This window comes from Colwellia sp. RSH04, from assembly GCF_003545765.1.
In the GTDB taxonomy this organism is placed as follows: domain Bacteria; phylum Pseudomonadota; class Gammaproteobacteria; order Enterobacterales; family Alteromonadaceae; genus Colwellia.
In genome coordinates, this window is sequence record NZ_QXIO01000008.1 from 1 (window position 1) to 23,536 (window position 23,536).

Annotated in this window: 21 protein-coding genes and 2 pseudogenes; 21 read left to right on the plus strand and 2 right to left on the minus strand. The window is 36.9% G+C overall.

All coding sequences use genetic code 11. From position 1 onward, the window contains the following. Positions 1-286 precede the first annotated feature (286 nt). The 9 genes from D1094_RS13245 (at position 287) to D1094_RS13285 (ending at position 11,744) form a co-directional block, all read left to right on the plus strand. Complete coding sequence (locus tag D1094_RS13245) at positions 287-838, plus strand: DUF2058 domain-containing protein (protein ID WP_118960597.1); 552 nt, start codon at positions 287-289, stop codon at positions 836-838. A gap of 82 nt (positions 839-920) precedes the next feature. Then, entirely contained in the window at positions 921-1,289 is a 369-nt protein-coding gene (locus tag D1094_RS13250) for a glutaredoxin (protein ID WP_118960734.1), read from the plus strand. A gap of 153 nt (positions 1,290-1,442) precedes the next feature. Next, entirely contained in the window at positions 1,443-2,450 is a 1,008-nt protein-coding gene (msrP, locus tag D1094_RS13255; RefSeq protein WP_118960598.1) for a protein-methionine-sulfoxide reductase catalytic subunit MsrP, read from the plus strand. Positions 2,451-2,475: 25 nt separating this feature from the next. Continuing rightward, a complete protein-coding gene (msrQ, locus tag D1094_RS13260) occupies positions 2,476-3,159 on the plus strand; it encodes a protein-methionine-sulfoxide reductase heme-binding subunit MsrQ (RefSeq protein WP_118960599.1) in 684 nt (227 codons plus the stop codon). A gap of 133 nt (positions 3,160-3,292) precedes the next feature. Beyond that, positions 3,293-5,476 (plus strand): bacteriohemerythrin, encoded by a 2,184-nt coding sequence (locus D1094_RS13265; protein ID WP_118960600.1) that lies wholly within the window; start codon positions 3,293-3,295, stop codon positions 5,474-5,476. A gap of 170 nt (positions 5,477-5,646) precedes the next feature. Further along, entirely contained in the window at positions 5,647-7,062 is a 1,416-nt protein-coding gene (locus D1094_RS13270; protein WP_118960601.1) for an amidohydrolase, read from the plus strand. Positions 7,063-7,070: 8 nt separating this feature from the next. Continuing rightward, entirely contained in the window at positions 7,071-8,369 is a 1,299-nt protein-coding gene (locus D1094_RS13275; RefSeq protein WP_118960602.1) for an amidohydrolase family protein, read from the plus strand. A 101-nt stretch (positions 8,370-8,470) separates the two neighbouring features. Beyond that, positions 8,471-10,690, plus strand: coding sequence for a patatin-like phospholipase family protein (locus D1094_RS13280; protein ID WP_118960603.1), 2,220 nt, complete (start codon positions 8,471-8,473; stop codon positions 10,688-10,690). 145 nt (positions 10,691-10,835) lie between these two features. Continuing rightward, complete coding sequence (locus tag D1094_RS13285; protein WP_118960604.1) at positions 10,836-11,744, plus strand: D-hexose-6-phosphate mutarotase; 909 nt, start codon at positions 10,836-10,838, stop codon at positions 11,742-11,744. 28 nt (positions 11,745-11,772) lie between these two features. Here the strand turns inward: D1094_RS13285 and mutH are convergent, their stop codons facing one another. Then, positions 11,773-12,441 carry a DNA mismatch repair endonuclease MutH gene (gene mutH, locus D1094_RS13290; RefSeq protein WP_118960605.1) on the minus strand — a complete coding sequence of 223 codons (669 nt, stop codon included), beginning with the start codon at positions 12,439-12,441 and terminating at the stop codon, positions 11,773-11,775. Between the two features lie 146 nt (positions 12,442-12,587). Here mutH and rppH point away from each other — a divergent pair, with 146 nt between their 5' ends. The 8 genes and pseudogenes from rppH to D1094_RS13325 all read left to right on the plus strand — a co-directional run bounded on the left by rppH (position 12,588) and on the right by D1094_RS13325 (position 20,484). After that, the gene (rppH, locus tag D1094_RS13295) at positions 12,588-13,115 is read left to right on the plus strand and encodes an RNA pyrophosphohydrolase (protein WP_118960606.1); all 528 of its coding nucleotides are present in this window, start codon (positions 12,588-12,590) and stop codon (positions 13,113-13,115) included. A gap of 117 nt (positions 13,116-13,232) precedes the next feature. Then, positions 13,233-15,581: a phosphoenolpyruvate--protein phosphotransferase gene (ptsP, locus tag D1094_RS13300; RefSeq protein WP_118960607.1), complete on the plus strand. Its 2,349-nt coding sequence runs from the start codon at positions 13,233-13,235 to the stop codon at positions 15,579-15,581. A gap of 35 nt (positions 15,582-15,616) precedes the next feature. Next, positions 15,617-16,408: a sulfite exporter TauE/SafE family protein gene (locus D1094_RS13305; RefSeq protein WP_118960608.1), complete on the plus strand. Its 792-nt coding sequence runs from the start codon at positions 15,617-15,619 to the stop codon at positions 16,406-16,408. 139 nt (positions 16,409-16,547) lie between these two features. After that, complete coding sequence (gene lgt, locus D1094_RS13310; RefSeq protein WP_118960609.1) at positions 16,548-17,393, plus strand: prolipoprotein diacylglyceryl transferase; 846 nt, start codon at positions 16,548-16,550, stop codon at positions 17,391-17,393. Then, entirely contained in the window at positions 17,394-18,245 is an 852-nt protein-coding gene (locus D1094_RS13315) for a thymidylate synthase (protein WP_118960610.1), read from the plus strand. Between the two features lie 604 nt (positions 18,246-18,849). Next, positions 18,850-19,104: pseudogene (locus D1094_RS19090) on the plus strand (methyl-accepting chemotaxis protein); the annotation flags it as partial. A gap of 87 nt (positions 19,105-19,191) precedes the next feature. Further along, entirely contained in the window at positions 19,192-19,536 is a 345-nt protein-coding gene (locus tag D1094_RS19095; protein ID WP_259337967.1) for a CZB domain-containing protein, read from the plus strand. Positions 19,537-19,680: 144 nt separating this feature from the next. After that, complete coding sequence (locus D1094_RS13325) at positions 19,681-20,484, plus strand: hypothetical protein (protein WP_118960612.1); 804 nt, start codon at positions 19,681-19,683, stop codon at positions 20,482-20,484. A 112-nt stretch (positions 20,485-20,596) separates the two neighbouring features. On the opposite strand, the gene D1094_RS13330 is transcribed toward D1094_RS13325, so the two are convergent. After that, positions 20,597-21,055 (minus strand): TonB-dependent receptor domain-containing protein, encoded by a 459-nt coding sequence (locus D1094_RS13330; RefSeq protein ID WP_182440187.1) that lies wholly within the window; start codon positions 21,053-21,055, stop codon positions 20,597-20,599. A gap of 25 nt (positions 21,056-21,080) precedes the next feature. Between D1094_RS13330 and D1094_RS18975 the strand changes: the two are divergent. The 4 genes and pseudogenes from D1094_RS18975 to D1094_RS13355 all read left to right on the plus strand — a co-directional run bounded on the left by D1094_RS18975 (position 21,081) and on the right by D1094_RS13355 (position 23,483). After that, a pseudogene (locus D1094_RS18975) lies at positions 21,081-22,280 on the plus strand (cobaltochelatase subunit CobN). Further along, the gene (locus tag D1094_RS13345; RefSeq protein ID WP_118960616.1) at positions 22,270-22,596 is read left to right on the plus strand and encodes a cobaltochelatase subunit CobN; all 327 of its coding nucleotides are present in this window, start codon (positions 22,270-22,272) and stop codon (positions 22,594-22,596) included. Before D1094_RS18975 ends, D1094_RS13345 begins: the two are co-directional and overlap by 11 nt. Then, a complete protein-coding gene (locus tag D1094_RS13350) occupies positions 22,581-22,820 on the plus strand; it encodes a hypothetical protein (protein WP_118960617.1) in 240 nt (79 codons plus the stop codon). Before D1094_RS13345 ends, D1094_RS13350 begins: the two co-directional genes overlap by 16 nt. Before the next feature lie 153 nt (positions 22,821-22,973). Further along, positions 22,974-23,483: a hypothetical protein gene (locus tag D1094_RS13355; protein WP_118960618.1), complete on the plus strand. Its 510-nt coding sequence runs from the start codon at positions 22,974-22,976 to the stop codon at positions 23,481-23,483. Positions 23,484-23,536: the final 53 nt, after the last annotated feature.

Sequence of the window (23,536 nt, forward strand, 5' to 3'; positions counted from 1 at the left end):
TGCTCTTTCTTTTTTCGTCGAAAGATCTGATCACCGCAAGGGCATTTAGTTCAATTTCTTATCCGCATCTCAGGTTAATTAGTCAGATTTGCGTTTCATAAGCGAGCTGAACAAGCAAAATGATTGGGGTAGTCTTGCGCTATATTTTATTTTTTTCTTCACTTGGCATGACAGCCTCATAATTATGAATTACTCAAGTACTATTTGGAGAAAAGCGTTTAGACTCTTTAATAAATTAAGGTAAAATACTTTTCTATTTTTAACGAGTAAGGTGTAATCGTCTCTCATGGCTTCTCTTCAAGAACAATTATTAAAAGCAGGTTTAACGACTAAACAAAAAGCGCGTCAGGCAAACACAGAAAAGCGAAAGAAAAATAAACAAAAACGCAGCGGTGTCGAGCAAGAAGCTACTTTGCAAGAAAAAGTTAAGCAAGATTTACAGCAGGCAAAATCTGAAAAAAAAGCAAAAGATAATGCGTTAAACGAAGAGAAAAAATTGCAGCTTGCGGCAAAAGAGCAAGGGCTTAGGATTCAGCAGATTTTGCAACATCATCAAATAAACAATGTGTTGGGTGATAATGAATACAATTATACCTTTAATAATAAAATAAAAAAAATAGCAGTAAATGATTTAACTTATAAAGCATTGGTAAATGGCCGTCTTGCTTTATGTGGTTTTGATGAGGTGACTTATATTGTGACTTCAGAAACTGCGGCAAAAGTTGCTGAATTAGATAAGTCAATTGTATTAGTGCAAAACGACAAAGTGCTAGAAGAAGATGCAACTGACGATGACCCATATGCAGAGTATCAAATACCTGATGATCTTATGTGGTAGTTTTATATAGGCTAGTGGTACTAGCCAACTTTATGTTAGAATTCTGTAAATTTTTTACTGAACAAAAGAGGCTTTTATGTTGATGTCAGTGATCCGTTGGCCAATTGGTCGACTCATTCTTTTGTTAAACTTTATTTTTTCGCCAAGATCGCCAAAACGATCTAAAGAAGCACAAGAAAAATTAAATATACAAACGAAAAACCTTAGCTTGTATCAATTACCAGCGTGTCCTTTTTGTGTCAAAGTGCGCAGAGCAATGAAACGCGAAGGTTTGCAAATTGAACTTCGCAATATTAATGCTAGCAATGAACTGCGTGAAGAGTTAATTAACCAAGGTGGTAAGCGAACTGTACCATGTTTACGTATTGAACAAGAGAATGGTGATGTTCAATGGTTGTATGAATCTAATGATGTTGTTGCTCACCTTGAAAAGCTAGCTAAAGCCGCTTAAAGCAACTGAAACATAAAAATAGTTAAAGGGCTGAAATTTATCAGCCCTTTTTTGTGTCTAATACTTTTATTACATGATTTTTAATTTGTACAAAATTTTTACTTAAAAGGTCAGCACACCTTAGGGCGTGTTTTAATTATTATAAGGCAGGCTATGTTATTTAAAAACTTCTTCAAATCGGCTTTATCAGAAAGTGATGTGACAGATGAGAATATATATCGTCAGCGTCGAGAACTTTTAACTAAAATGGGGTATTTAGGTGCTGGAGCGCTTGTTTCAGGCCTTAGCCCATATGGTCATGCTAACTGGTTTTCTGGTGATAAAAAGCCAAATTTTGTCACCTCTGATTTAACTTATAAAGCAGCGGAAAATATTTCAGGACAACTATTAACCAGTGAAGAAAAAGTGACAACCCATAATAACTTTTATGAGTTTGGCAGTCAGAAGCACCAACCATTTGAGCTGTCGCAGCAATTTAAGGTGAATCCTTGGCAACTTAAGGTTAGTGGCGAGTGTGATAAGCCTTTTACCTTAGACTATGATGATTTATTCAAACGCTTTGAACTTGAAGAGCGAATATACAGACTTCGCTGCGTAGAAGCATGGTCAATGGTTATTCCATGGCAGGGTTTTTCACTTGCGAATTTACTAAAACAAGCTTCACCTAATTCAAAGGCAAAATATGTCGTCTTTGAAACCCTGCATGATCCTGAACAAATGCCAGGACAAGCCAATAGAAGGCTAGGTGGAGGTATTCAGTATCCGTATACAGAAGGCTTGAGAATAGATGAGGCTATGAATTCGTTGACACTACTTAGTGTTGGCCTTTATGGAAAAACGCTGCCACCGCAAAATGGTGCTCCCATTCGGTTAGTTGTTCCTTGGAAATACGGTTTTAAAAGTATTAAATCAATTGTTTCAATCAAGTTAGTTTCTTCACCACCGCAAACAACATGGAATCAATTAGCACCGCAAGAGTATGGTTTTTATGCGAATGTAAATCCTATGCATGATCATCCAAGATGGAGTCAAGCAACAGAGAGGCGTATCACTGGCAATGGTTTGTTTGCCGCATCGCGTATAAACACATTGCCATTTAATGGTTATGGTGAGCAAGTTGCTCATTTATACAAAGGCATGGATTTACATAAATACTATTAATACAATATTAAGATAGTTTGATGAGATGAAAACAGCAATAAAGAGTGAAAAGGTGTCTTCAAAGCGCAAAGTGAATGATGCTTTTATAGGTAAAGGTAAAGGTAAAGGTAAAGGTACAATTCTTATTGTTAAGTTATTAATTCATTGTATATCAATCACACCGCTTGTCATAATCTATATGCAAGCATTTACCGGGCACCTATTAGGGGATCCTGTAGAACAATTAATTCACTTTACCGGTATTGGCGCATTTAACTTATTATTAATTACTTTGTGCGTTTCTCCTTTGGCGAAAAAATTTGGTTTACATTTTTTAATGAAGGTTAGACGTTTACTTGGTTTGTATAGTTTCTTTTATGCGCTACTTCATTTAAGTAACTTTCTCGCATTTGATTTGCAGTTTGATGGGGCTTTATTTATTTCAGAAGTCATTAAGCGGCCTTATATTACTGTTGGTATGTTGGCTTTTATGATACTGACTATGCTCGCAATCACTTCACATAACCAATTAAAAAAGAAAATGGGTAAGCAATGGCAATCTCTTCATAACTGTAGTTATTTTATTGTGCTATTGGTAAGTGTTCACTTTTACTGGTCAGTTAAATCAGAGCTTACTTCACCGCTATTTTATGCAGGGTTAACCTTGCTTATTTTACTGTTACGCTATAAAAAATTGAAAAACTTGATCTCATCGCGATTTAGCCAGTAAATAGTGGTGAAAACGTTGTACCCTTTTTAATCATTGGATACTATTTATCAAACTGTTAGTACTTTGATTACCCATCGAGTGTTCAAAGTATTTATGTCTTAAGAAATTATTCGCGATACAAGATAGAAATAAAATGGCCGAACTAGTATGGAACGAAGGGATGAGCGTCGGCATTGAGGCTATTGACAACGATCATAAAAAAATAATTGCCATTCTCTCTCGTCTAATTGCCAATCAGAATAGCCATCAGCTTGATAGCGTCATTAACGAAACTTTTACCGAGTTAGAGCAATATATTGTTGAACATTTTTCTCGTGAAGAAGCATTGTTAGCTCAATATAATTTTAAAGATTTAGCTAGTCATAAAGAAAGCCACCAAAGTTTTATAAAAAAAATTTCTGCTTTAAAAGAGCACTGGCTTGCCAATCGTTCATCAGAAGTGCGTTCAGAGATCACTGAGTATTTACAACAATGGTTATTAAAACATATTTTGCATGAAGATCAGGATTATGTAGCTGCAATAAAGAACGCACAAAACATTGATACATATAAAAAGACAAAACGTAGCAAACACCCTTTATTACGCTTTCTTTCAATAAAGCTAGCGCAAAATATTAGCTTAAGTCGTCGAGTGTTTATCACGACACTGTCACCTTTGATTATGTCATTTGCGTTATGTTTTATGTTGCTAAATCACAGTTTTCAGCGATATAACAATGTCTCTTTACTTATTGGTTTACATAGTGTTGTGAAGCAAGTCAATGGTATCAGTCATTCTCTTCAGGTCGAAAGAGGGCTATCAAGTGGCTTTAGTAGCTCTAACTTTAAATACTATGCTAATAGCTTAATTGAGCGTCGTGCCATTTCTGATGAGAAAATTAAAAACTTTCTACTGCTGCTTAATTTACACCTTGATGACACCGTTAAAGATAATATTCTCCTTTATTCAAACAATGTAAAAAAATCTTTTATAAAACTGATTAGTATTAGACTGTCCCTTGATAAAGGTAATCTGTCTGAAAGTGAAAGCAACCAAGCGTATGCTCAATTAATAGAGCAATTACTATCCATTTCTGAAAACTTAACTCATTTGGATATTGGTAGTGAATTAAGCAACGATATTGATGCAATCAATGCTATTTTATTATTTAAAGAATACATGGGGCAAATAAGAGCAATAGGCATGGGAGAAATAGCTAAAGAATCCCCTAAGTTATTAGACAATAAAGAAATCATTACCTTACAAGGTAAACAGTTATCAAGCATACGAAGTTTTAAAAAGTCTGCCAATGAAAAACAGTTAATTGAATGCGCTGATTTTTGTCAGGAAAAGTTAGTGATAGATACTATTGAGCAAGTTTATACCCATATAAGGTCAAATCATCAAATTGATGAAAGAAGTGATGTTTGGTTTGACTTGTTGTCACAAGAAATTGATCTTATGAAGGTTATTTCGGATAACCTTATTGATGATTTTAGCTCGAAAATTGAAGTGGTATCGCAAGAGATTGAAAATAAATTCTTTTGGTTCGCTTTTTTGTTGACGATATTTTTATTGATTTCTGTTTTATTTGCTTTGGTTTTGAATTACAGCATTATAAGCCCAGTTCGTAAGTTAACTTACGCACTAGATGATATGTCTGCAGGACAAACGAATATTCAGTTTCATACTAACCCAAATAACGATGAAATTGGCGCTATGCAATTAGCCTTTGAAAAGCTAAGACGAAGGTTATTACAAGCAGAGATATATAAAGCTAGGGTCGATGATCAGCAAAAAGAAATTCAGTACAGAAAATCTCAGCAAGATCATTTTGAACACTTAGCAATGACAGATGCACTAACGGGTGCAGTAAATAGGCACCATTTTAATAATTTATTGAATAAAGAAGTTTTAAGTGCTAATCAAGGCGAACGACCATTATCTATAATGCTTTTGGATATAGATCATTTCAAAGCGATTAACGATACTTACGGTCATCAGATGGGCGATTATGCCTTAAAGGTTTTCTATCAGGCTTGTAAAAAAGCAGTTCGAAGTTCTGATGTTGTTGCAAGGGTTGGTGGTGAAGAATTTGTGATCGTCATGCCCGACACGAACATAGAAAATGCGAAGCATTTTGCCGAACGTTTAAGATCAAATATTGAAGAGTTATCTATTCAGGCTGCAAAAAATGTGATCTCAATTACCGTCAGTATAGGTGTAAGTCAATGGGATCCCGAAGTTTTTAGTCATGCTGAGACTTTTATTGCCCATGCAGATAATGCGCTCTATCAAGCAAAAAACTCTGGACGAAACAAAGTCGTTATTGCCTAAACATGGCCTAATTAATACCTAATTCCCTCTCTGTAAAAAGTGCTTTGTGCACCTAATCGCAAAGTTTCAACGTTTTATCGTCATTAAGTTGTTGTTCTAAACAAATCGTAATAAGCTAATTTATCCTATGATAATTTTAATTATTACAATAAAACGCTACAGGAATCCATATGCTAGCAAATAGAACCGAGCAAAAAATGGCAATCAAAGTTTTGTCTATTAGTGTGCTTTCTGTTGCTTTATCCGCTTGCTTATCAGAAGAAAAACAAGACGCTAAAGTAACGATTAACAAAAACCCTTACCCAAGTAGTTATCAAGTATTGCCTAAGCAGAATACCTTGTTAACAAATGCAACAATATTAACAGGCACTGGTGAGCGTTTAGACAATTCAGATATCTTATTAGTTGACGGTAAAGTTCAACAAGTGGGCACGGATTTATCAGCACAAGATGTTACGGTTATAGATATGCAAGGTAAATGGATTACTCCTGGTATTATTGACGTTCATTCACATTTAGGTGTCTATCCTAGTCCGCAAGTTGATTCGCACTCAGACGGTAACGAAATGACCGCACCTAATACATCAGAAGTATGGGCAGAGCATAGTATTTGGCCACAAGATCCTGGTTTTCAAACGGCTCGTGCTGGTGGTGTTACTAGCTTACAAATTTTACCCGGTTCAGCGAATTTATTTGGTGGTAGAGGTGTGACGTTACGTAATGTACCAAGCCATACAATGCAAGGGATGAAGTTTGCCGAGGCACCTTATGGCTTAAAGATGGCTTGTGGTGAAAACCCTAAACGTGTTTATGGTAGCCGAAAAGTATTACCTTCTACGCGAATGGGTAATGTTGCTGGTTATCGCAGTGCTTGGATTGCTGCGACGGAATACAAGCGCGCATGGGAAAAATATGAAAGTGATTATAATGCAGGGAAAAACCCAGAAGCCCCTAAAAGAGATTTAGAGCTAGACACACTGATGGGGGTACTCGATGGTGAAATTTTAATACACAATCACTGTTACAAAGCTGAAGAAATGGCGGTAATGATTGACTTGAGTAAAGAATTTAATTATCACGCTGGTACTTTTCATCATGGCGTAGAAGCATATAAAATTGCTGACTTACTTGCTGAGAATGGTAATTGTGTTGCAATGTGGCCAGATTGGTGGGGCTTCAAAATGGAAGCTTACGATATGGTTGAAGAAAATGTTGCTATTGTTGATGCAGTAAAAAATTCATGTGCTGTTGTGCACTCAGACTCAGCTACAACCATTCAACGTTTAAACCACGAAGCGGCGAAAGTACTTTATCGAGCTAATGAAAATGGTTTTGAATTAAAGGAAGAAGATGCAATTAAATGGATCACACATAACGCTGCTAAGTCACTTGGTATCAGCGATAAGGTGGGTAGTTTAGCCTCAGGTAAAAAAGCTGATGTTGTTGTTTGGAATACCAATCCATTTAGTATTTATGCAAAAGCGGAACAAGTCTTCATTGATGGCGCGAAAGTTTACGATAGATTTGATGAAAAATATCAGGCTAAGAGTGACTTTTTACTTGGCCAAGCACAAGGCAATAAATAGGAATTATCATGAAAAAGAATAACGTATTAATTTCAAAAAGCTTGGTGTCGATGAGTAAATGTATTTCTGTTGCTGGTTTAATCGCAACAACGGCATTAGCCTCTGTTGCTCAAGCTGAATCGTTACTTATTACCAATGCTGAAGTACACACTGTGTCAAGCCAAGGCATTCTAAGTAACGCGTCTGTTTTTATTGAAGAGGGTAAAATATCTGCGGTTTATGCTAGCGGTGAAACACCTGAATCGATTACTCCTGACAGTACCGTTGATGCCGCAGGCCGCATTTTAACGCCAGGTTTCATAGCATCAAATAACATTCTGGGTCTAGTTGAAGTCGGCGCTGTATCGCAAAGTCGTGATGCTTCTGATAAAAAGGCTGATATTACCTTTGATGCAAGCTTAGCGTTTAACCCTAAATCAACATTAATTCCTTATACTCGTAAAGGTGGCATTACCAGCAATGTAGTCACTCCTCATGGTGGCGAAGGAATCTTTAAAGGTCAGACTTTTATTGTGGATTTGTCAGGTGAGTTTAACAGTGTTATTCGCGCAAATGATGCCGTTATAGTTGAGCTTGGTTCAAAACGTAAAGGCTCACGAGCAATGGCATTGCAAAAACTTACAAATACGCTGGCTGATGCTAAAAAGGCAATTGAAAAGTCTGAAAAAGCGAAAGATAAAAGTAAAAACAAAGAGCCTAAGCGTAAAGAATTACCTGTTCATGCTTTATTAAAAGGTGAGAAATTATTGCTAGCGTATGCTGACAGAGCAACGGATATTTTAGCTTTACTTAAACTGAAGAAACAGTATCAACTTAACCTAGTACTTGTTGGTGCCCGCGATGCAATCTTAGTCAAAGAAGACATTGTTGCTGCTAACGTACCGGTAATGACCAGTGCTATAGATAACTTGCCTAATAGTTTTGATTCGTTACACGGTTCATTAACTATGATTGCGGAGTTAGAAAAAGCAGGTGTAAATGTTATTTTAACGCCAAGTGGTGAGAGTCATAATATTAACCAATTGCGTTATGATGCAGGTGTGGCTATTGCCAACGGGCTAAGTCAAACAAGTGCTTTAGCTGCAGTAACCGCTAATGTAGCAGATACTTTTAAACTTAACTCTGGTCGTATCTCAGTAGGTAAAAAAGCTGATTTGGTGTTATGGAGCAATGATCCTTTTGAAATCAGTACAAAAGTTGATGCAATGTGGATAAATGGTCAAAAAGTTTCGACGCAATCACGTCAAGATGCTTTACGAGATCGTTATACGACGCAATCGGATATGCCTAGAGCTTACACTAAGTAACTCGCTAGGTTCTAATCATCTAATACGGATATTGATAATACTTGTATTATCAATATCCTGTCCTTACTATATGCGTATTATTGAATAAGTTTTAAAAAATAATGCGCATACTTTCCTTAATAATCCTCGTATCATTTTGTTCTACACTGACAACATTTTCTAATGCTAGCGAAAGACCTAAAATAGGGCTTGTGCTTAGTGGTGGTGGCGCGAAAGGATCTGCGCATATTGGCGTTTTAAAAATACTTGAGCAAGAAAAAGTCCCTATCGATTTTATCGTAGGCACCAGCATTGGCGCTTATGTTGCCGGTATGTATGCTTTAGGTTATTCAGTTGAAGACATTGAAAATATTATGCTGGGATTACCTTGGGATGCTGGCTATTCAGACTTCATTCCAAGAGAAAACTTATCTTATCGAGATAAGCAGTTAAGGGATAGATACAACTTAGGGATTCGTCTGGGTTTTTCTGATGGAGAAATTAAAGTACCTCATGGCTTGCTGTTAGGGCAAAGTGCTTATCAAGTGTTGAGGTTATCAACAGATATTGTTCCTACGTTTGCAACGTTTGATAATTTAGCTATTCCTTATAGAGCTGTTGCTTCTGATATAGCGACAGCAGAAGCCGTTGTACTGTCAAAAGGGAGTATTCATCAAGCTATGAAAGCTTCTGCTGCTGTGCCCGGTATTGTTTCGGCTGTTGAAATTGATGGAAGAACATTGGTTGATGGTGGCATTACCAATAATATGCCTATTGATGTTATAAAGAAGATGGGGGCAGAGATTGTTATCGCAGTAGATATCGGTTCGCCACTTGTTGCTGATGAAGAATTAACAAGTACTGTAGCTGTTCTGAATCAGTTATCAACAATTCTTACAAACAATACAACGCTAAAACAAAAAGAACTCTTAACAGAAAAAGATATTTTAATTAGACCTGCAATCGATAATTTAAGTACAACCGATTGGTCTATATTGCCACAAGCCCTGAAGTTGGGCGAAAAGCAAGCACTAGCTCAAGTAGAGCAAATAAAAACCTTGTCTGTGAATGATGTTGAATATTCACGTTATCAACATCAAAAACTCAGTAGGTCTAAAGAATGGTTAGATAAAAGTGAACATCAAGTTGTTGACATTAAATTTGATAATGATTCCAATGTTGATACCGACATTATTGCTCAACATTTTGCGATTCAAATAGGCTCTATCTTAACGAAAGAGCGCCTTGATCTAGCGATTGATCGTGTTTATGCCTTAGATAATTTTGAAAGTGTTAAGGTTGAAATTGAAGACGTTCAACAAGGAAAGATTCTTACCTTGCAAACAAAAGCTAAATCATGGGGACCTAATTATTTAGATTTTGGCTTCAGTTTAAAAACAGATTTTAATCATCGCACTATATCAGAATTAAATATTGCCTATAAATTGACAGATATTACTGATAATGGTGGTCAATGGTTGAATGAGGTTAGACTCGGCTGGGAAACTAAATTGGCAACAGAGCTATATCAGCCCATAGGTAAATATCATGAATATTTTGCACGAGCTAGACTAGAGTATAGCCATGATAAGTGGGAAAAAACGAAAACGAGAAATGAAATCACTAATAAATATTCTCAAGCGAGATTAGCGCTGGGAAAAAACTTTATTTTTGATGGCATATTTGAACTTGGCGCGATTGCAGAAAAAGGGGACTTATCGGTCGATATGCTCAGTGTTGGCTCATATGATTACGACTCTTATGGTGCTTATGTCAGTGCAGACTATGACTCATTAGATAGTTTCAACTTTCCAACAGATGGAAATAAATTATCGTTAAAGGTTTTATGGAGTCATGATGAATACGCTAAAACATTTACACAATATACTAATGATGACGCTATGGCCGTTACACTTGATTGGCGAGGTGCATTAGGGTTTAGAGGTCACACCTTTGTCGGTATTGTTTCGCTAGCTACCGTAGATAGTAAAGAAAACTCTGATTTTACCATTCATGTCAGTGAATTAGGCGGATTTTTAAACTTATCAGGGTTTCAGGAAGATGCGTTAATAGGAGCACATAAAGCATTTGGCGCTTTGGTCTATCAATATGATTTAGGTAGAGATATACCCGGTGCTTTTGGTTTACCTATGTATTTGGGCGGCAGCGTAGAAATTGGTAATGCTTGGCAAATTGATGAAACCGTAAGATCTAGTGATTTAATTCAATCAGGCAGTGTCTATTTAGGTACCGATACAAGCTTTGGCCCTGCGGTTATTGGTGTTGGTGTTGCTTTACAAGGTGAGTATAGTTTTTTCCTTTCGTTTGGCAAAAATTGGTAATTAAGATTAATTAGAGCCAATGAAATATTTTATCATTTCTTACATCATCACTACTAGATATGATAGCTACTTTGAGTTACATGATATAAATCATGATAATTGATCGTTAATTACGTGAAGCTCACACAACAACTATAAGGTCTACATGTCAGAAATTATCTTTAAAAATCAGTGGGCAACTATAACTAAGTTTCAACGAACTGAAGATGTTGAAATAATTAGTATTAACCATAAGCAGTGCCAAGCAAGTATTAGTTTATACGGTGGGCAAGTGTTATCTTTTGTACCAAACGGACAACGAGAGGTGTTTTGGTTAAGTGAGACCTCTCATTTTAGTAAGGGTAAAGCAATACGTGGCGGTATTCCCTTATGTTGGCCTTGGTTTGGCGCAAATGATAAACAACCTTTTCAAGAGGTGGATAGCCAACCAGCAGGAAACCATGGTTTTGCTAGGCAAGCAGATTGGCAACTAGAAGATATAAATGTCACACAAGAGCAGGTTATCCTTCACTTGGTTTTTGCCTCAGAAAACCAGCATTATTTATGGCCAAATGCTTTTAAATTAAAACAAACTTTATGCTTTGGTCAACATTTTGAGCAAGTATTAAACATGCAGAACCTTTCAAATGAGGATGCTGAATATACAGGTGCATTGCATAGTTACTTTAATGTTAGCTCGCCTTTATACACATCGATTAATGCGTTAGAGCAAGCCGATTATTTTGATAAGCTGTCAGGTAAAAACAAATCAAAACAGCCTATTGCACATTGTGTAGGTCCTATTGATCGCGTTTATGAGTACACCAAAGCAGTAAGCCTTATTGATTCTAAGTGGCAAAGAACACTCGCTATTGAAAGTAATGGTCATCAATGGGTTTTATGGAACCCAGGACAAGACGTTGCTAGGACTATGGCTGATATTCATCCTAAGGGGGAACAACGTTTTGTCTGTGTAGAAGCCGCTGATACTAAGTGGCAGATTTTACCCGCTGGCAAAAGTGCTGAGTTAAGACAGAAGATTATGGTGAAACCATTTTCTGATGAGCAAAAGTAAAAATTAAATTTTGCTAAAAAGTTACAAATCAGTTGATACGTAAATACTTATGAAGCAGCATATGTGTAAAGTTGATTTTTAAATAAAAACCTCTTGGTAATGTCATAAAGGGTTTACCATGGCGATCATAAGCTTGAGTTTTGGCTTTGCTATTTGCTGCCTTGGGCCTTAATTGCATCACCTGACCATGCTTTCCATGAATATTTTCTACTTCTCCTAACACTATCATGTCGGTTAGCTCTTGCCAGTCTTGGGCAAGTAATGCTTCTTCTTCTTGACTAGGTGACCAGAGAAATGGAGTGCCAACAATTCGTTGAGTAATCGGTAACTCTTTGGGGCTGATAACGGGAACCCACAAAACTTTAGCCAGCTTTTTCTTCACATAACAATTATGCCAATTAATACCTACTAGACCCGTAAGCGGGGCAACACTAACGAAAGTTGTTTCTAAGGGTTTAGCTTCTTCATTAATGGGTAAAGACTTTAACTCTATACCTAAATTTGGAAAATCAGGTTCGGGTCTAGAACCTGCACTAGCGCCTAAAACATGTTCTAATAGTAAGCCAATCCAGCCTTTATTTCGTGTTAAGTTAACAGGAACTTCAATGCCCGCATCATTTGCGATTTCACCTAAGGTTAACCCAGCAAGATTTTGTGCTCTTTCTAATAGCTCTTGTTCAGTTTTTGGGATATTCATAAAGCAATGTTATAGCCAGATAATTTAACGCACAGGGCGAGTATTATGTTGTTAAATGCTAAAAAAATCAAAGTTATCATTTGCTCATATGACGTTATTATGGTTGAATCTAGGTAAGTAATTTTTTAAATTTGCCAGGAGTTCCTGTGATCGATGCCGAAGGCTATCGCGCCAATGTCGGCATAGTAATAATTAATGACAGGGGACAAGTATTTTGGGCAAGAAGGTATGGACAACATTCATGGCAATACCCTCAAGGGGGCGTTGATGAAGGTGAAACGGCTGAACAAACTATGTATCGTGAGTTACATGAAGAAGTTGGCCTCAAACCCGAACATGTAAAAATAGTTGCTTCAACCAAGCATTGGCTGAAATATAAATTACCAAAACGTTTTATTAGACATGATTCAAAGCCCGTTTGTATTGGGCAAAAGCAGAAGTGGTTTTTATTAAAGCTTACTGCACCTGAGTCGGCTGTTAACTTACTGCACAGTAATCACCCTGAATTTGATGATTGGCGCTGGGTAAGTTATTGGTATCCAGTACGACAAGTGGTCTCTTTCAAAAAAGACGTTTATCGTAAAGTGATGAAAGAGTTTGCACATGCTGCTTTGTCATTTTCGCAAGATAGACGGCATGATAGACGAAATGACAGAAGGAAACGTCGTGCTTAGTCTGTGTCTAGTTATTACTATGATATAACATAATGCTAAATAGCCTACAATTAGCCCAATGGGAACTAACGGTAGGCTATTTTTTTCTCTGCAATACTGATCTTATTAAGGAAAAAAATGTTAGCTACGCTTCGTCGAATTGTATTAGATTTTAGTCAAGAAACTGAATTGCAATCAGCGTTAGAGCGTATGGTCACTCAGGTTAAATCAGCGATGAATACTGAGTGTTGCTCAATATACCTTGCTGATTATCATTATCAACATTTCGTATTAATGGCTTCTGACGGTTTAGCAATAAACTCTTTAGGTAAAACGTGTATTGGTTTTTCTGAAGGACTTGTTGGTCTTGTAGGTCAGCGTGAAGAACCATTAAATATTGCCAATGCCCAAGCGCACAAAGATTATATTCACGCACCCGAAGTACAAGAAGATGATTTAAAAGCCTTTTTAGGTACTCCGATAATTCATCAGCGAAAAGTACTAGGCATATTAACAATACAACAAACACAAGCCAGATATTTCTCTGAAAACGAAGAAGCTTTTTTAGTGACTTTATCTGCTCAATTAGCAGGGGCATTGGCTAGTGCTGAAACTAAAAATTTAATTTTTAACCCGCAAGCACAAGTACATCAAAATAAGCAATTACAAGGTATTGCAGGCTCAGCGGGCATTGCGATGAGTCAAATTGTTGTATGCCAACCGCAAGCAGATCTCTCATCGGTTAGTTTAAAAAAGGTTACAAATATTGCTGGTCAGCATAAAAGAATTGCCCAAGCAATTGAAAAAACACGTACTGACTTTGAGCAGCTCAGCAATAAACTGACCAGTATTGTTAAAGATGAAAGCCTTGCTATTTTTGATGTTTATAAACAAATGCTTGCTCAGGCTGGTATAGGGCAAGAAATCACAGATAAAATTAACCTAGGTTGGCGAGCAGACAGCGCATTAAAAATGGTTATAGAGCACTATGTTGCTCAGTTTAAAGCGATTGAAGATACTTATTTACAAGAACGAGCAAGTGATGTTCAAGATTTAGGTAACCGACTTTTATTTAATTTACGTAAAGAAGAACAGCAAACTAAAGCTTTACCTAATGAGTTTATCTTACTTGCTAAAGATGTAACGGCATCGATGTTGGCAGAATACCAGCATAAAGGTTTAAAGGGGATTATTTCATTATCAGGGTCTAATAACTCACATGCGGCAATACTTGCACGGTCATTGGGTTTACCCGCCATTATGGGCGTTAATGCAGTCGCGTTTATACAGTTAGATCTACAACAGGCTATTGTTGATGGTTATAGTGGCGAATTATTTATTAACCCTGATGAAACACTTGTACAAGAATATCAATATTTAATTAGCCAAGAGCAAGAGTTAACAGAAAAAGTAATGGAAGTTGCACACCTACCTTGCATTACAAAAGACGGTAGAGCGATTGAAATTTTGTTAAATGCTGGTTTGTCTGAAGGTTTCGAGCATTCAGGTAATTTAGGTGCGTTAAGTATTGGTTTATATCGTACAGAAATCCCGTTTATGAATAGAAGTTGCTTTCCATCTGAGCAAGAGCAGACACTGCTTTATAAACGTGTGTTAAGTGCGTTTCCAAAACATGCAGTCACAATGCGTACGTTAGATGTTGGCGGCGACAAGTCGCTACCTTACTTTCCCATTGTCGAAGAAAACCCTTTTCTTGGCTGGCGAGGCATTCGCATCACTTTAGATCACCCTGAAATTTTTCTTGTGCAAATTCGAGCGATGCTTAGAGCGAATCAAGGGATTGGTAACTTAGAAATAATGTTACCTATGATCTCAAATATTGAAGAAGTTGATGAGGCTATCAGGCTGATAAATCAAGCTTACTTTGAATTGAAAGCGGAAATTAAAGCACAACTGATTGAAGAGCTGACTAAAACGCCTGATGATAGTGAACGAGGAAGTCAGATCGAGCGAAAAGCTGAAGTGATTTCACAGCAGTTAATGAAGCCAAGAGTTGGCATTATGCTTGAAATACCTTCGGTAATATTCCAGTTACCAGAATTAGCAAAACGTGTAGATTTCTTTTCGGTAGGAAGTAATGATTTAACGCAGTATTTATTGGCTGTAGATAGAAATAACAGCCAAGTGGCCAATTTATATGATTCTTTTCACCCTGCAGTATTAAGAGCGCTTTATGCAATTTCTCAAGAATCGGCACAGTTATTAGTACCAATAAGTTTGTGTGGTGAATTAGCTTCAACGCCCGCTGGCGCAATCTTATTATTAGCGATGGGGTTTGATAAGTTAAGTATGAACTCTCATAATGTTCCGCGGATAAAGTGGGTAATCAGGCATGTAAGTTTTGAGCAAGCGCAAGAAATTCTTTCTCATACGTTAACATTACCCACCACAAATAAGGTACATGATTACTTGAATGAGCAACTAGAAACCTTAGGTTTAGGTGGTTTTATCCGCGCAGGGTATTAGCCTTATTTTTTATTCTATATGCCAAATAGCTTTATATGATTTTTACCGTTTTTTTTACTTGTATTGCACTAGGTAGTTTAGTTGGCTTTTTAGCTGGCTTATTAGGGATTGGTGGTGGCTTGCTTGTAGTGCCAGCCTTAGCCTATTTGTTACCTCTGCTTGGTGTTGAATACAGTATAGTTATGCCAATGGCACTTGGTACATCATTAGCAGCCATTGTAGTTACTTCATCTAGCGCAGCTTATGCGCATCATAGAAATAGCAATATTCCTTGGCATTTAGCAAAACCACTAATGGTTATGGTCTCATTAGGAGCATTAATGGGGGCCTTTATTGCTGACTTTATGTCTACACAAGCGTTAAAGCTCTTTTTTGCGGTTGTCGTTATTTTGTTAGCAAGTTATATGCTTATATCAATTGCAAAACCTAAGGAGAAAACATTACCTTCGACCTTAACTTTACAAGTTATTAGTTGGATAACGGGGATTGTCGCTAGCTTAATGGGCATGGCTGGTGGGGCTATTTTAGTACCAGTGCTAACTTATTATGGTATGTCAATCAGGCATGCTATAGGTATTGCTACAATATGTGGTGTACTTGTCGCATTATTTGGTTCCCTAGGTTATGTCTTTATTGGTTTTTCACAACCTTTATTGCCTAAGTGGAGTGCGGGGTATGTGTACTTACCCGCTTTGATAGGTATTGTTATTAGCTCATCATTCTTTGCGCCTGTTGGAGTGAAATACGCAAGTAAGTTACCCGTGAAAACCTTGAAAAAAGGTTTTGCTGTTTTTCTTATTTTAGTGGCTATCAATATGATGACATGATAAAAATATCACGATTTATCTCTATAAATGCGTATAATCAAACACATGTATCATCTCGTTACTTTTTTATTAAAAAAGAGCGTGTGCAATTCTATTTGCTAAGGTATTGTCCTTAGCAAACCTTGAAAACGGATAGAAAATGTCAGATCAGTATTTACAGTTTCCAGTTATTGACCCCGTAATTTTTAGTATCGGCCCTGTTGCTTTGCGATGGTATGGCACGATGTATTTAATTGGCTTTCTCGCAGCGTTATTTATTGCTAATAGAGCAGCAGATAAAAGCAATGGCTTATGGACAAGAGAACAAGTTAGTGATTTATTGTTTTATGGATTTCTTGGGGTAGTGCTGGGTGGGCGCGTTGGCTATGTTTTGTTTTATCAGTTTGATTATTTCTTAGCTGATCCAACGTACTTATTAAAAATTTGGCAAGGTGGCATGTCATTCCACGGTGGTTTGTTGGGTGTTATTACTGCAATATTTATCTTTGCCCGTAAAACCAATAAGCAATTTCTTGCCGTAGGTGATTTTGTGGCGCCATTGGTACCAATTGGTTTAGGAATGGGTAGGTTGGGTAACTTTATTAATGCAGAGCTTTGGGGCAGACAAACCGATGTGCCATGGGCGATGGTTTTTCCTACTGACTCATTGCAGCTACCTAGACATCCATCACAATTATATGAGTTTTTCTTAGAAGGTGTGGTGCTTTTTGCTATTTTATTTTATATATCACGTAAGCCAAGAAGTTTAGGTTTAGCCTCAGGTGTTTTCTTAATAGGTTATGGTGTCTTTAGGAGTATTGTTGAGTTCTATAGAGAGCCAGATGCGCACCTAGGTTTATATTTCTCGTTTATCTCTAAAGGGCAAATACTCAGTATCCCAATGATTTTAGCAGGGTTATTCATTATCTATATTGGTTATATTAGCCAACAGAAAAGCCAAATAACTAAGTCATCAAAACAACAAGCGGTTAAAGGAGCAAAATAAATGCGTGCTTATTTGGATTTGTGTCAACGAATTATTGACCAAGGAACTTGGATTGAAAATGAGCGTACAGGTAAGCGTTGTTTAACCGTTATTAATGCTGATTTAGAGTATAACGTCGGTGCTAATAAATTCCCGATGATTACCACGCGTAAAAGTTATTTCAAATCAGCAATCGCTGAATTTATCGGTTATATTCGTGGTTATGATAATGCGGCAGATTTTCGAAAACTTGGTACTAAAACTTGGGATGCAAATGCCAACCTAAATGAAGCTTGGCTAAATAACCCTCACCGAAAAGGTGAAGATGATATGGGGCGAGTTTATGGTATTCAGGGGCGAGCATGGGCAAAACCTGATGGTGGCACTATCGATCAATTACAGAAGATTGTTAATAACCTATCAAATGGCGTTGATGATCGTGCCGAGATTATGACGTTTTATAATCCGGGAGAGTTTCATATGGGCTGTTTAAGACCTTGTATGCATACGCACAACTTCTCATTACTTGATGACACGTTATACCTTACTAGTTTTCAACGTTCGTGCGACGTGCCACTTGGTTTAAATTTCAATCAAATTCAAGTGTTTACTTTTCTTGCTTTAATGGCACAAATTACAAGTAAAAAAGCGGGTATGGCTTATCATAAAATAGTAAATGCTCATATTTATGAAGATCAATTACCATTAATGAAAGATGTGCAATTAAAGCGTGAACCACTACCTTTACCTAAATTAAATATCAATCCAGATATTAAAACATTAAAAGATCTAGAAACATGGGTAACTATGGATGATTTTGAGGTTGAAGGTTATCAATGCCATGAGGCAATAAAATATCCTTTTGCAGTATAAAAATAGTTTAAAATACTAAGCCTCTTTTAAGAGGCTTTTTTGTCTCTAAAATACCTAAACTGTTAACCATCAATTAGTTATAAAGGTAGTTCTAATGTGAGATATTTATTGACCTTTAGCTTAAATCGCTTATATTTTATAAAGTTTAATCAATTAATATTAAGGTCTTTAGATGATATTTAGTTTCAAACAAAAATCAGACGTTAAAGCACTCGAAGATGAAATAGCTCAGTTAAAAGCAAAAACTCACGCTCTAGAAACAGAGCTTGAGCAATCAAAAAGCTATGCGTACTCTGATAATCAGAGACTAATATCAAAACAAGAAGAGTATGAAAATCAAAGCGAACTGAACAAGCTTTGGATGCAATCAGCAGATTTGATTAGTCATATTAGAGAAGCATTAGCTTCTTCATCAACTCAACTGCTAGATCACAGAGATAATTTTCAATCTTCACATGAACTTTTTGATCAAATCATTGGCATGTTGCAAAAAAACATTACATCGACTTCTCAAATAGCGTCAGATACACAAAAAGCGTCTGTTTCTGTCGATCAATTGAAAACGGTTACTGCAGGCATTAATGATTTTGTTAATATTATTAAAGGTATTTCAGATCAAACCAATTTGCTGGCGTTAAATGCTGCGATAGAAGCTGCAAGGGCAGGAGAGCAAGGACGTGGTTTTGCAGTCGTTGCTGATGAAGTGCGAACCTTAGCCCAACGTTCTGCAGAAGCGTCGAATGAAATTTCAAACTTAATTGATCAAGTGAATCAACAAATGACCGATGTCATTGATGGTATTCACCATGTTGGTACTAAAAGTGAGGAAATTAGTGTCAGTACTTCTTCAATTGAGGAAACGGCCAATAAAATAGTTAACATGTCACAAAACATGTATGGGGTAATTACTAACTCTACAGCTGATGCTTTTATTCAAACAGTTAAGATGGATCATGTTGTATGGAAGCTTGAAGTTTATCAAGTCATGTTAGGCTTAACTGATAAGGTTATTGAAGACTTTGCTGATCATACCATGTGTCGTTTAGGTAAATGGTACTATCACGGAGAAGGTGCAGATAAATACGCATCAATGAATGCTTTTAAACAGATAGACAGTCCTCATGCAGACGTTCACCGGTATGGTCTTGACGCTTTAAAGGCTTTTAATGCAGGTGACAATGAAAGTGTGGTTCAGAACTTAACTAAAATGGAAAATTCGAGTTTTAAGGTCATTGACTTGTTAAGTTCATTATCAAATGAAATCACTAAAGGTATTGCGTTTAACTCTTAACTCAATAAAAAACTGGTTGTTACCACTTAACTGTGAAGTTAAGTGGTTTATTCACATTTGCTAACTGTTAATCACTGCCAATCTCCTTATACTCCATGCTAACATCAGTATCGATTAGTCAGATTTATTTTAAACGGAAGAAGAATGTCGTTAATTAAAAAATATTGTCCCTTGTTAGTTTTGTCAGCACTTAGCTGTTTCTCATTGACTAGTTATGCTGATGGCTTAACTGATCTAAACCGTGCTTTAAGTCAATTGAGTGGTAATTCTACGATTACAGCGACACTTGAAACGGCTTATAGTCAAAAGCGTGGTCGAAAGAAAGAAATTAAGACGACTAGTGGTTTTGCTCAAGTGTTTCTTGTGGACGCTCCAACAGGCTTACAAGTGACTTATTCAAATGATACGCTTTTAAAGCTTGAATCTGAAAGAGATGAGAAAGAAACAGACGAAGAAGTAAATACCCCGACATTAAATGCGATTAATGATATTGAAGCAAGTGAATTAAGTAGCATGCTTTCTGCGGCATCAAATTTAAAGCGTTCGCTTATTAAAGCTGAGTTTATTAATGAAGAAGAGATACAGTTTTCTGGGAGTAAAGCAAGAATACTGCATTTTGATTTACCTCTAGAGGCAATTATCACTAATAAAGAGGTTCGTGGGTATGTTGATGACTTCAAAGGAAAATATAATATTACCATTGATGAGCAAGGTGTACCTTTACAAGCAAATTTAAGTTTTGAAGGCAAAGGCAGTATTTATTTGTTTTTCAAACTGTCAATTAATCAATCTCGTAAATATTTCTATCAAGTTGTTGACGACAGACTTGTAAATGTTAGGCAGGAGTTTGAAAGAAAGCAAAAGTCTACTTTTGATAAACGTGACTCTTCGGGTTATAAAACTTTGATTATCAGTGGTGATGCTGAACAGCTCGCTTATGAACGTTGATTGATAAAATCCCCCTATTAAACTCATTGCAAAGCAAAACTGATTTGTTATTTATCAGTTTTGCTTTAATGTTTTCGTTATTGAACAAATTATGTTACTGGCTCATTAGCGATTAAAAAGCATAACGTACCGTTGCAGAAAAGCTTCTTCCTGGATCAATGACATCGTTTAAAGTTGATACATCTTTGTGGTTTGAGCCATTTAAGTATTGAACATATTCTTTATCTGCTAGGTTAGTTAACGCTAAGTTTACTGTTAAGTTGTCGGTAAAAACGTAGGTAGCTAATAAATCTATTGTACCGTAGCCTGCAATTTCAAGATTACCTTCATTTATTTTGTCCATGCGATCTGTCCAGTTGACAATGAGCTCTGTAGAGAGTGAGGCTTGCTCAAAACTAATGCCTGCAATACCTGATAATAGTGTGATGCTATTGAGATATTCACCAGTATCATCATTTTCACCGTCTTGATAAGCCGCATTAGCAAAAACAGAGAAGTGATCATCTAAATGCCTTAGCGCAAATGAGTCAACCGTTAGGCGTTCATGTTTTGGTGAGCTACCACAAGACACACATTTGTTTAGTACCATGTTACAGATGTTAGGTGACGATTTTACAAAAAGAGCTGCGGAGTATGAGCAATTAGCGGTCGATTTATTGTTAGCTAAAGAATACTGGGATAACTTTCAAGCGATTGCAGAAACCAAAAACTTGATGCTTGCACTAGGTGGAAATTACATACCGGTTAGTTATGGTAATGACCCTATTCGTAACCCCAATGCAGCACCGACAGGGAGAAATTTAATTGGTTTTAACCTTGCAAAAGTTCCGTCAAAAGAAGCTTATGATGCAGGTGTTACTTTGATGAATCAAACCATTGATGCTTGCCTTGAGAAGCATGGTAAATACCCTAAGAAATTAGCTTTTTCTCTGTGGTCTTTAGAAACTATGCGTCACCAAGGAGCATTAGAAGCACAAATTCTACATGCATTAGGTTTGAAGCCTAAATGGAATAAGCAAGGTAATGTTATTGATACTGAAATTATTCCATACGCTGAACTAAAACGCCCACGTATTGACGTTGTTATTTCAGCAACGGGCTTATACCGCGATGCTTTTCCTAATGTGATGTTATGGTTAGCCAAAGCCATTGATAAAGTAGCTAAAGTGAAAGAAGACAATAACTTTGTCTATCGTAATGCGAATGCACTTAAAGCTAAGTTATTGGAAAAGGGAAAAACAGAAGCCGATGCTGATTATCTTTCATCAATTCGTATTTTCTCCAATGAAACAGGCAATTACGGGACAGGGTTAGCAAGTAGCTCGTTAGCCTCTGATACATAGGAAACCGATGATAAACTAGCTAATTTGTATTTAGATCGTATGGGCTTTGCATACGGTGCAGATGAAAGTCGCTGGAGTGAAAATGCTGCTAACACTCTGGGGGAGGGCGAAGGGCTTTATTCAAAGGTGTTATCGGGAACAGAGGGGGTAATTTTCTCTCGTTCTACTAACCTTTATGCCCTAATGACTAATGATGATCCTTTCCAATATTTTGGTGGTATCGGTTTAGCTGTTAGACACCTTGATGGTGCTACCCCTGAAATGTATGTTTCTAATTTACGCAAGAAAGATCAACTTAAAAGCCAAACCCTTGATGAGTTTGTTAATCAAAAAATGCGCAGTCGTTACTTTCATCCTCGTTGGATAAAAGCGATGCAGGATTCGGGTTACGCTGGCGCAACGGCTATCCTAGATCGGATGAACAATATGTGGGGGGGAAGTGATGACACCTGAAGTAATACGTGACGATCAATGGCAAGAGTTTTTTGATGTGTATGTTGAAGATAAATATCAAATGGACATGCGAGCGTTTTTTGAAGAACATAACGCTGAAAGTTTAACGCAAATTATTGAGCGTATGCTTGAGGCTGTTCGTAAAGGTTATTGGCAAGCTCATGAAGCGACGATTAAAAAAATGGTAGAGACTTACACTGAGATTGCCAGTGAATTTGATGTTGCCACAGATAATGAGAAGTTCAATGACTATATGGATAGCAGTGCGGCGGGTTTTGGCTTAATGCCGTATCGAAAGCATTGGCTCAAGCGTTAGCACAACCGCAAGTAACAACGCCTTTAGCACAAACACAGCAAGTTACCGGGCAAAAATTGGAAGAACAAGCTAAATCGGAGCCTATTGAAACCGATTACAGTATTTTGTATTGGCTAGCGTTGATTTTCTTCTGTGGGACTTGCTATGAGTATTTATTAGCAAAAAGAAAATACGTTGTTATGGAGCCTCAAGAGTTAGCAACAACGTTGAAGCAAGCTGCATAACAGTGAATTATTAGACAAGTGTCAGTTAAATTTACAGTCCCTCAATGTTGATTTTGATAATTATATTAAAATCAATTGCTTAAGGTGTTGGTGTGAAATGTGCAAGGTGCATAGTAAATTTAATCTGTTGTGTGATTTTAAAAGGTAACTATTATGAAAAAGTTGTTGTTAGTATCTATTACTGCTGTCATGTTAATGTTTAGTGCTTGGTCAAATGCTGGTCTTATGACTGAACTAACCGAAGATACTTATATTACTTCAAATGGCTTAGATTGGACTTGGGCGTCAAAGTGGGGAACCGGTAGTACAGCCGCACCTGAACAGCCAACTTTTCATGTTGGTTGGAGATATGCAACTACCCAAGAGCTTGATTATTTATTTGAAAATTTAGTTAACCTATTTTTAAATTCTGGATCTCCTATTGAATCTACCGCTTTTTGGAATGATGAAAACCAAGTGGGTGTCAACCAAGGTGATCTTTCTGGTGGTTATATCATGTCTGGTGCCAATATTATGTCTTACGGGAATGGTTTGATTTGTACAGGCTCTACTCCTTGCGATACGTTTTACGTTAGAGAGCGCGTTGAGGTACCAGCACCAGCATCAATAGCATTATGGGCGCTTGCACTTGTTGCTTTACGTTCGGTTAGAAAGAAAACATAATGATTGTTATCATTTTATTATGATTTAAACCCCATAGCGTTTAAATACAAAAA